Genomic DNA, 9,212 nt, shown 5'->3' with positions numbered 1-9,212 from the left:
CCCGCCCATCGCATCCGCTTTGTTTATACTCCCAAGCACTGTTCCTGGCTCAATCAGGTCGAGATCTGGTTCGGTATCCTCACCCGTCGGTTGCTCAAGCGCGCGCGCTTCGCCTCCACTGATGAACTCAAGCAACGCCTCCTTGAGTTCATCGATTTCTTCAACCAGACCCTCGCCAAGCCGTTTCGCTGGACCTATATCGGCAAGCCGCTGATGGCATGAAATTGTCCAGTCAACTTAAGGTGCGCGGTACTAGGGATTTCCCTTATATCGATTTTTGAAATACAATATTGGAAATCTTTCCAAGTATTTCATACACGAGAACGGGATCATGCGAACTCTGTCCACTGCATTGCTTGCCGCAATCGTTCCAACCATCCTCACCGCATCGCACGCCAAGCCAAGCGACCCTGGAACTGTGACGACGCTCGAAACCGCCGATGCGACCCAGGCGTCGCCTCGCCCGCCGGAGAAACACGCGATCGATCCGGATTTACAGTGCCTGGCGCTGAACATCTATCACGAAGCCCGCTCCGAACCGGAGTCCGGTCAGATCGCTGTCGCACGCGTAACCCTGAACCGGGTCGAGTCAGACGCGTTTCCCGGATCGATCTGTGGCGTGGTCAAGCAGGGCGGCCAGAAACGCCATCGCTGCCAGTTCTCCTGGTGGTGCGACGGAAAACCCGACGACCCTAAGGAACAGCGGGCGTGGAAACGCTCACTGGAGATCAGCCGGCGCGTCCTGGCCGACGAGATTTCGGACCCGACCAACGGCGCGCTCTACTACCACACCGACTATGTCAGCCCCAAGTGGTCGCGACACTTTCAGCGCACGACCCGCATCGGGCGTCATCTGTTCTATCGCCCCACCCAGAGTTAGCCAGCTCAGACCGGCTGGCGTCGACGATTCCAGAGTACATACCCCAGCACGATCAGGACCACAAAGACCAGGGCCGCGATGGTCACCAACGGCAGGTTCTCACGGATGAGGGCCTCGTTACCGCCGATGAAATACCCCAACGCGATCAAGACCAGCGACCAGAGCCCGGCCCCGAACGCGGTATAGAAGGCAAAGGTCGCGATCCGCATCCGCGCCAGCCCCGCTGGAATCGAGATCAACTGCCGGATCCCCGGAATCAGACGCCCGGTGAAGGTCGAGATCGCCCCATGGCGCTCGAAGAAGGCATCCGTCTTGTGCAGGACGTGCGGTGCGATGAAAAAATAGCGTCCATAACGCTCCAGGAAGGGACGCCCCACCGCCAGCGCCAGCCCATAATTGACGAAGGCTCCGATCAGACAGCCGACGACGGAGGCCAGCAGCACCAGCGTCGGGTCCATCTTGCCCTGATGCGCCAGATACCCCGCCGGGATCAGCACTACCTCGCTTGGAAAGGGGATGAAGCTCGACTCAATGGCCATCAGCGCCATCACTCCCGTATAGCCCCAGCCGTCGACCGTGGTCAGCAGCCAGTCGATCATGTCATGCAGCATCCGCTCATACCTCGCGCGCGGTTCAAATCAGTCCAATAGCATTGAGAAAAACGATCACGACCAGCCAGGGCGAGACATAGCGCACCAGAAAGCGCCAGGTGCGATATCCACGCCTATCCCCCATCCGCAGCTCGCCGCGCGAGGCGGCACGCGACATCACCCAGCCGGCGAAGAGCGCGATGAACAGCCCGCCCAGCGGCAAGAGGATATTGGCCGTCAGATAATCCATGAGGTCGAACCAGGTCTTGCCGAAGAGCTGGAAGGACTCGCCCGACCACAGATTGAACGACAGCACCGAGCCGATGCCCAGCACCCAGGCCAGCACCCCGACCGCGATCGCGGCCGGAACGCGCGCTATCCCACGATTCTCGACCAGCCAGGCGACAGCCGGCTCGATGAGCGAAATGGCCGACGTCCAGGCCGCAAAGGTCAGCAGCACGAAGAACAGCGTCCCGAACAGACGCCCACCCGGCATGGAGCCAAAGGCGATCGGCAGCGTCTGGAAGATCAGCCCCGGACCGGCGGCCGGCTCCAGCCCGTTGGCGAAGACGATCGGGAAGATCGCCAGCCCTGCCAGCAGCGCCGCCACCGTATCAGCGGCTACGATGATCAGGGTCGCCCGCGCGATCGAGGCATTGCCCGGCATATAGGAGCCATAGACCATGATCGCCCCCATGCCGAGACTCAGGGTGAAGAAGGCATGCCCCAGTGCGATCAGCAGCGGCTCGCCCGTGAAACGGCAGGACGCCGGTCCTCCTGACTCCAGCGACTCGCAATGCTGGAACACCTTGCTGAAGTCGGCATTGAAAAGAAACTCGACGCCACGCGCGAACGCGCCCTGATACATGGCATAGAACACCAGCAGCACCAGCAGCACGAAGAGCGCGGGCATCAAGAGCGTCACGGCCTTTTCCAGGCCGCCACGCACACCGCGCGCCACCACCACCATGGTCATCACCATGAAGATGGTGTGCCAGGCGAGCATGGATTCAGGTGAGCCGAGCAAGGCCCCGAACAGCGTCGAGACGCTGTCAGCATCCGCGCCGGTGAAGAGTCCGGCGCCGGCGCGAAAGACATAGGCGAGCGCCCAGCCGGCAATGACGCTGTAATACGACAGAATCAGAAAGCCGGTCACGACCCCGAGCCAACCGAGCCAGCGCCAGGCCGGATTCGCCTGCTCGTCGGCCACCAGTACGCGCATGGTATTGATCGGGCTTTGACGTCCACGTCGCCCGATGAGGATCTCGGCCATCATGATCGGTACGCCGATCAGGGCGATACAGACCAGATAGACCAGCACGAAGGCGCCGCCGCCGTTCTCGCCCGTGATATAGGGAAACTTCCAGATATTGCCCAGACCGACCGCCGAGCCGACGGCGGCCAGGATGAAGACGAACCGCGACGACCATTGGCCGTGGATGGAACCGCGTGTGTCCGGCATGGGGTACGCACCCTCGATGATGGTTTTATCGACCTCAGACGGGCATTTTCCGCCAAGCACAGGGAGGGTCACAAGGTATACGCCGCGCGAGCCGGCAATCCCTATGCAATAATTACATATTTATTCAAACAATCCCCCGAGAGACTTCGCCGCCATGTCTAGGTTCTCCGTCACCCGCTCCCGCTCCCACCACCAATGGCGGTCAGGCACCGTCGGTTTGATGCGCCTCTTGGGCATGCTGCTCTTCATCAGTCCCATCATCCTGACCAGCGGCGCCTGCGCCAGCAGTCAGCCGTCTTCGAATCAGGATCGCACCTCTCGCGCTCCAACGCCGCCCAAGCCCTATGTCAATGCCTCAGCTCCCAGTCATTCGCCTTACGACTGGCGCAATTTCGGGGAAACCAAGCAAAATTGGCAGTTGAACGATCGAGCGCGCGAGTGGCGTGGACTCGACCGCACGGCCCTGAATCTGCAATCGGCCAGCGCGCTTATCGTCGACGAACAGGGCAACGTCCTCTATTCCAAGAACGCGCGCACGGTCAGACCCATCGCCTCCATCACCAAGTTGATGACGGCCATGGTGGTGCTGGACACGGGTGTCTCGCTCAACACTCGCATCCGTATCGTCGAGGACGACCGCGACCGGCTCAAGAACAGCCGCTCGCGGCTGCGCATCAACGATGCTGTCCTGTCAAGACGCGAGATGATCATGGTCGCCATCATGTCATCCGATAATCGTGCCGCCCATGCACTCGGTCGCACCACCTTCCGCGCCGGCACCCCCGCTTTCATCCAGGCCATGAACCGCAAGGCGCGCGCGCTTGGGATGAACAACACTCAGTTCGTCGACTCCTCCGGACTCAATCCACGCAACCGCTCCACGGCCGAGGATCTGGTCAAGATGGTGCGTGCCGCCTCGAACTACCCGCTGATCCGCGAGACCACCTCGCGCGGCGAGATGACACTGCGTCCCTTCTCCGACGGCACCGCCTTGCAATATCGCAACACCAATCCGCTGGTGCGCAGCTCGGAATGGACGGTGGAAGTCAGCAAGACCGGTTTCATCAACGAGGCCGGACGCTGTCTGTCCATGCAGACACGCATCGACAATCGTCGTCTCTATATGGTTTTTCTGGGCGCCAATGGACGACTCGGCCCCATGGGTGACTCCAATCGGGTGCGCGAGTGGATCCTCACGAGCAACGGTCGCACGACGGCCGCACGCTGATCCAGTTACCCGCGATGTCCGGGCGTCTAACGCGAACGCCGCCCCCACTTCGAACCCTCGCCCGCTGTGGAACCGCCATCGGGCTTGGGTCGCCAGGGTGACTGAACCCCGGAGGCGGAACGGCGCAGACGCGGACGCTCCAGCACGCGCAGTCCGGCCAGGGCCATCAGCTCAGCGCGTTCCTCATCCGTCAGCGGACGCCAGTTGCCCGGAAAGAGCCGCCGTCCCAGCTCGACGTTGCCGTAACGGATACGGATCAGACGGCTGACCGTGCAGCCGGCGGCTTCCCACAGCCGGCGGACCTCGCGATTGCGCCCCTCGCGCAGCACCACGTTGTACCAGTGATTAGCGCCGGTTCCGCCCTGGTCGGTGATGCGCTCGAACTTGGCCGGACCGTCCTCCAGCTCGATGCCGGCGGTCAGATGCTCCAGAGTCTCGGGCGCCACACCGCCCAGGATGCGCACCGCATATTCACGCTCGATCTCGCGTGAGGGGTGCATGAGCCGGTTGGCCAGCTCACCGTCGGTGGTGAAGAGAATCAGGCCCGAGGTGTTGATGTCGAGCCGACCGACCGCGATCCAGCGCCCCTGCTTGGGACGCGGCAGACGCCGAAAGACGGTCGGTCGCTCCTCGGGATCGCGGCGCGTGACCAGCTCACCCTCGGGCTTGTGGTAGACGATGACCTGGGTCTCGGCCTCGCGCTTGGGTTTGAGCGTCACCTCGCGCCCGTCAACGCGAATACGGTCAGCGCGGGTGGCCCGGTCACCGAGCTTGGCGAGCTGACCATTGACGCGCACCCGACCCTCGCTGATCCAGCCCTCGATGTTGCGGCGCGAGCCGAGTCCGGCCTCAGCGAGCAGCTTCTGGAGCCGGACGGGTTCGTCGCCCGAACCGGGACGACGGGGCGGCTGTCGATCATTCTTCATGGCGTGTTCTCGGTCTGTTCGGACGTCAGCAAGACGTTCGGGGAGGGTGAAGGGGGCACTGGCGCGTCTGGCGGGCGGGACACCAGCTCACCGCCCAGCCAGGACTCGGGATCGCGGATCTCGGACAGGGGCGGCAGATCGTTGAGCGAACGCAGTCCGAAATACTCCAGGAACCGGCGCGTGGTGGCATAGAGCGCCGGGCGTCCCGGCACGTCGCGATGGCCCACGACCCGCACCCATTCGCGCTCGGTGAGGGTCTTGATGATATTGGTGCTCACGGTCACGCCACGGACATCCTCGATCTCGCCGCGCGTGATCGGCTGACGGTAGGCGATGAGGGCCAGCGTCTCCAGCAGTGCGCGCGAATAGCGCGATGCCTTCTCATCCCACAGCCGCGCCACCCAGGGCGCAACCGAGGCACGCACCTGCACCCGATAGCCGCCCGCGACCTCGGCGATCTCGATGCCGCGCCCGGCGTAATCGGCGGCTAGCTCGCCGAGGCTGTCGAGGATCGCGGCGCGCTCGGGTCGCTCGTCTTCGCCGAAGAGCCCCAGGAGCTGGTCGAGCGTCAGTGGACCGCCGGCGGCGATCAGGGCCGCCTCGATGATGGTTTTAAGCGGCGGGCTGTTCATGAAATTCCGGCGATGCACGCTCGCGCAGTTTCACATGGATGGGCGCGAAGGACTCGGACTGCACCAGTTCGAGCACGCTCGACTTGATCAGTTCCAGCAGCGCCAGAAAGGTCACGACCACGCCTGGACGCCCTTCGCTGGGATCGAAGAGATCGGTCAGACGCGCGAATCCGCCGCCATGCAGACGTTCCAGTACCTGTGACATGCGCTCGCGCAACGATAGCGGCTCCTTCTCGACCCGATGACTGCTGAACAGCTCGGCGCGCGCCAGCACCTCGCGCAGCGCCAGCAGCACCTCGCGCAGATCCACGTCCGGCGGCCGGCGCTGGATGCATCCGGGCGGCACTCCTGCCTCGACGACGAAATGATCGCGCTCCAGACGTGGCAGCGCATCGAGATCCGCCGCCGCCTGCTTGAAGCGCTCGTACTCCTGGAGCCGACGGATCAGATCAGCGCGCGGATCGGCGCCCTCCTCCGCGTCGACCTGGGGCCGGGGCAGCAGCATCCGCGACTTGATCTCAGCCAGCATCGCGGCCATCAGCAGATACTCGGCCGCCAGCTCCAGACGCAGCTCGCGCATCAGCTCAACGTACTCCATGTACTGATCTGTGATCCGGGCGATCGGAATGTCGAGAATATCCAGATTCTGACGCCGGATCAGATAGAGCAGCAGATCGAGCGGACCCTCGAAGGTTTCGAGAAAGACCTCCAGCGCATCCGGCGGGATGTAGAGATCCTGGGGCAGTGTCAGAAACGGCATCCCCTGGACGATGGCCAGGGGCAGTTCCTGTTGCACGCCCAACGCCGCCGAGGCGTCAGGCTCGACAGCGGCAGTCGCCTCCGCTTCGCTCAGCGCGTTCAAGGTGCGACGCGCGTCAGAACATCACCAGCGACATGGCGTGCCGGACCTCTTCCATGGTCTCGCGCGCCACGTCACGGGCCTTCTCACAGCCTTCGTTGAGGATGCTGCGCACCAGATCGGGCTGGGCCTCGTACTCGCGCGCGCGCTCCTGGATAGGCGCCAGTTCAGCCAGAACGGCGTCGATGATGGGCTGCTTGCACTCCAGACAGCCGATGCCGGCTGAACGACACCCCTGCTGCACCCACTCGTGCACCGAGTCGTCGGAATAGACCTGATGGAATTGCCACACCGGACACTTCTCGGGATCGCCCGGATCGGTGCGCCGCACCCGCGCCGGATCGGTCGGCATGGTCCGCAGTGTCTTCTCGACCTCGGCCGGCGCGTCGCGCAGGGCGATCGTGTTGTTATAGGACTTCGACATCTTCTGGCCATCGAGTCCCGGCATCTTGGACGCCTTGGTCAGCAGCGCCTGCGGCTCGGGCAGGATGATGCGTCCGCTTCCCTCCAGATAGCCGAACAGACGCTCGCGATCAGACAGCGTGATGTTGCCCTGCCCTTCGAGCAGCGCGCGCGCGACCTCCAGCGCCTCCTGATCGCCCTGCTCCTGATAGCGGCGCTTGAGCGAGTCGAACAGCTTGGCGTTCTTCTTGCCCATCTTTTTCTTGGCCTCTTCGGCCTTGTCCGCAAAGTCCGGCTCGCGCCCGTAGATGTGGTTGAAGCGCCGCGCCACCTCGCGCGTCAGCTCGACATGCGCCACCTGATCCTCGCCAACCGGCACCTGTCCGGCCTTGTAGATGAGGATGTCGGCGCTCTGGAGCAACGGATAGCCGAGGAAGCCATAGGTCGAGAGATCCATCTCCTTGAGCTTCTCCTGCTGATCCTTGTAGGTCGGCACGCGCTCCAGCCAGCCGAGCGGCGTGATCATGGACAGCAGCAGATGCAGTTCAGCGTGCTCAGGCACCCGCGACTGCACGAACAGCGTCGCTGAGCCGGGATTGATGCCGGCGGCCAGCCAGTCGATGACCATATCGCGCGCGCTGTCGGGAATCCCGGTGGGATCCTCGTACTGGGTGGTGAGCGCGTGCCAGTCGGCGACGAAGAAGAAGCACTCGTATTCGTGCTGCAACTCCAGCCAATTCTTGAGCACACCGTGATAATGACCGAGATGCAGCCGGCCGGTCGGACGCATGCCAGAGAGCACGCGCGCATGTTGGGTTGAGACAGAAGCCAAGAGTCGATGCCTCGCGTCAGACTAAAATCCAGATTTAAGTTTCAAGATTTAAGCCTTAAGTGGTCCTTAAAACTTAAAACCTAACACTGAAAACTAAACAAAAAAGAGTTCTTTCACGATCCCGCCGCCCGGCAGCACGCCGATGGTCCAGTTGACGATCGGCAGCAGGATGGTTCCGAGCACGCCAGTGACGAGCAGGATCAGCAGGACGATGAGTCCGAAGGGTTCGAGCCGTGAAAAGGCACGGGCCAGCGGCAGTGGCAGCAGTGAGTTCAACACGCGCCCGCCATCGAGCGGCAGCAGCGGCACCAGATTCAGCACCATCAGAAAGACATTGATGAGCACACCCGCCGCGCCTGTGTAGACCACGGGCAGCGCGATCCACTGACTGACCGGAAACAGCCGCAGTCCGGCCTGGATGATCAGTCCCCAGGCGAGGGCCATGATCAGATTGGCGCCCGGCCCGGCGACGGCCACCAGGGCCATGTCGCGGCGCGGATGATGCAGATTGCGCCAGTCGACCGGCACCGGCTTGGCCCAGCCGAACAGAAAGCCGGTGAAGAAGAAGGCCAGCGCCGGCACCAGCAGCGTCCCGACCAGATCCACATGCCGCAGCGGATTGAAGGTCACGCGCCCGAGCCTGAACGCGGTGTGATCGCCGAGCTTGTTGGCGACCCAGCCATGAGCGGCCTCGTGCACGGTGATGGCCAGCAGTACGGGCACAGCCAGCACGGCTAACAACTGGAGATGAGTGAGCGCTTGCATCATTCCTCGAACAGTGTGGCGTCGCCCTTGCCGCGACGCACCAGAGCGGGTGGATCGGCCATCATATCGACCACGGTCGTCGGCTCCAGTCCGCAAAAGCCGCCGTCGATGATGAGATCCACATGCTTGTCGAGATACTCGCGCATCTCATAGGGATCGGTCAGCGGCTCCTGATGATCGGGCAGGATAAGCGTGGTACTCAGGATCGGCTGATCGAGTTCGCCGAGCAGCGCGCGACAGATCTCATTGTCCGGCACCCGCAGACCGATGGCCTTGCGGCGTGGATGCAGCAGCCGACGCGGCACCTGTTTGGTCGCCTCGTGGATGAAGGTGTAGGCGCCGGGCGTGAGCGATTTCAACAACCGGAACGCCTGATTGTCGATCTTGGCATAGGCCGTAATCTCGGAGAGATCGCGACAGACTAGCGTGAAATTGTGCTTGTCGTCGAGCTGACGAATACGCCGGATGCGTTCCATCGCCGACTTTTCGCCGATCTGGCAGCCGAGCGCATAGGAGGAATCGGTCGGATAGACGATGACCCCGCCTTCGAGCAGGATTTCGACCGCGCGACGCACCAGGCGCGGCTGCGGGTTTTCGGGATGGATCTGGAAGAACTGCGCCATTGAAGGATCTCGG

At 62.9% G+C, this 9,212-nt stretch carries 11 protein-coding genes; 3 read left to right on the top strand and 8 right to left on the bottom strand.

Annotated elements, in window-relative coordinates:
- Positions 1-222, top strand: a 222-nt coding sequence (locus tag GJ668_RS02235) for a transposase (protein WP_186342827.1), incomplete at its 5' end; no start/stop codon positions are given.
- Positions 223-331: 109 nt separating this feature from the next.
- Positions 332-880 carry a cell wall hydrolase gene (locus GJ668_RS02230; protein ID WP_155448481.1) on the top strand — a complete coding sequence of 183 codons (549 nt, stop codon included), beginning with the start codon at positions 332-334 and terminating at the stop codon, positions 878-880.
- A gap of 5 nt (positions 881-885) precedes the next feature.
- Here GJ668_RS02230 and GJ668_RS02225 read toward each other — a convergent pair whose 3' ends face one another.
- On the bottom strand, positions 886-1,479 hold the full coding sequence (locus GJ668_RS02225) for a DedA family protein (protein ID WP_246194591.1): 594 nt from the start codon (positions 1,477-1,479) through the stop codon (positions 886-888).
- Positions 1,480-1,513: 34 nt separating this feature from the next.
- Positions 1,514-2,932 (bottom strand): sodium-dependent transporter, encoded by a 1,419-nt coding sequence (locus GJ668_RS02220; protein WP_155448479.1) that lies wholly within the window; start codon positions 2,930-2,932, stop codon positions 1,514-1,516.
- Positions 2,933-3,167: 235 nt separating this feature from the next.
- On the opposite strand from GJ668_RS02220, the gene GJ668_RS02215 reads away from it, so the two are divergent.
- On the top strand, positions 3,168-4,160 hold the full coding sequence (locus tag GJ668_RS02215) for a serine hydrolase (protein ID WP_246194590.1): 993 nt from the start codon (positions 3,168-3,170) through the stop codon (positions 4,158-4,160).
- 26 nt (positions 4,161-4,186) lie between these two features.
- On the opposite strand, the gene rluB is transcribed toward GJ668_RS02215, so the two are convergent.
- The 6 genes from rluB to GJ668_RS02185 all read right to left on the bottom strand — a co-directional run bounded on the left by rluB (position 4,187) and on the right by GJ668_RS02185 (position 9,199).
- On the bottom strand, positions 4,187-5,086 hold the full coding sequence (rluB, locus tag GJ668_RS02210) for a 23S rRNA pseudouridine(2605) synthase RluB (protein WP_155448477.1): 900 nt from the start codon (positions 5,084-5,086) through the stop codon (positions 4,187-4,189).
- The gene (gene scpB, locus GJ668_RS02205) at positions 5,083-5,718 is read right to left on the bottom strand and encodes an SMC-Scp complex subunit ScpB (protein WP_155448476.1); all 636 of its coding nucleotides are present in this window, start codon (positions 5,716-5,718) and stop codon (positions 5,083-5,085) included. The genes rluB and scpB overlap by 4 nt, the downstream gene beginning before the upstream one ends.
- Positions 5,699-6,571 (bottom strand): segregation and condensation protein A, encoded by an 873-nt coding sequence (locus GJ668_RS02200; protein ID WP_425482466.1) that lies wholly within the window; start codon positions 6,569-6,571, stop codon positions 5,699-5,701. Before GJ668_RS02200 ends, scpB begins: the two co-directional genes overlap by 20 nt.
- Positions 6,572-6,593: 22 nt before the next feature.
- Positions 6,594-7,811 (bottom strand): tryptophan--tRNA ligase, encoded by a 1,218-nt coding sequence (locus tag GJ668_RS02195; RefSeq protein WP_155448475.1) that lies wholly within the window; start codon positions 7,809-7,811, stop codon positions 6,594-6,596.
- Positions 7,812-7,904: 93 nt separating this feature from the next.
- Positions 7,905-8,576 (bottom strand): site-2 protease family protein, encoded by a 672-nt coding sequence (locus GJ668_RS02190; RefSeq protein ID WP_155448474.1) that lies wholly within the window; start codon positions 8,574-8,576, stop codon positions 7,905-7,907.
- On the bottom strand, positions 8,576-9,199 hold the full coding sequence (locus GJ668_RS02185) for an L-threonylcarbamoyladenylate synthase (protein ID WP_155448473.1): 624 nt from the start codon (positions 9,197-9,199) through the stop codon (positions 8,576-8,578). Before GJ668_RS02185 ends, GJ668_RS02190 begins: the two co-directional genes overlap by 1 nt.
- Positions 9,200-9,212: the final 13 nt, after the last annotated feature.

The organism is Allochromatium palmeri, from assembly GCF_009720725.1.
Lineage (GTDB): Bacteria > Pseudomonadota > Gammaproteobacteria > Chromatiales > Chromatiaceae > Thermochromatium > Thermochromatium palmeri.
This window is presented reverse-complemented; position numbering and strand designations above follow the sequence as displayed.

Excerpts from the sequence above, each read along its gene's own strand:
- GJ668_RS02190 (WP_155448474.1), bottom strand. The coding sequence starts at position 8,576 with ATGCAAGCGCTCACTCATCTCCAGTTGTTAGCCGTGCTGGCTGTGCCC.
- GJ668_RS02230 (WP_155448481.1), top strand. The coding sequence starts at position 332 with ATGCGAACTCTGTCCACTGCATTGCTTGCCGCAATCGTTCCAACCATC.
- scpB (WP_155448476.1), bottom strand. The coding sequence starts at position 5,718 with ATGAACAGCCCGCCGCTTAAAACCATCATCGAGGCGGCCCTGATCGCC.
- GJ668_RS02185 (WP_155448473.1), bottom strand. The coding sequence starts at position 9,199 with ATGGCGCAGTTCTTCCAGATCCATCCCGAAAACCCGCAGCCGCGCCTG.
- GJ668_RS02215 (WP_246194590.1), top strand. The coding sequence starts at position 3,168 with ATGCTGCTCTTCATCAGTCCCATCATCCTGACCAGCGGCGCCTGCGCC.
- GJ668_RS02220 (WP_155448479.1), bottom strand. The coding sequence starts at position 2,932 with ATGCCGGACACACGCGGTTCCATCCACGGCCAATGGTCGTCGCGGTTC.
- rluB (WP_155448477.1), bottom strand. The coding sequence starts at position 5,086 with ATGAAGAATGATCGACAGCCGCCCCGTCGTCCCGGTTCGGGCGACGAA.
- GJ668_RS02225 (WP_246194591.1), bottom strand. The coding sequence starts at position 1,479 with ATGATCGACTGGCTGCTGACCACGGTCGACGGCTGGGGCTATACGGGA.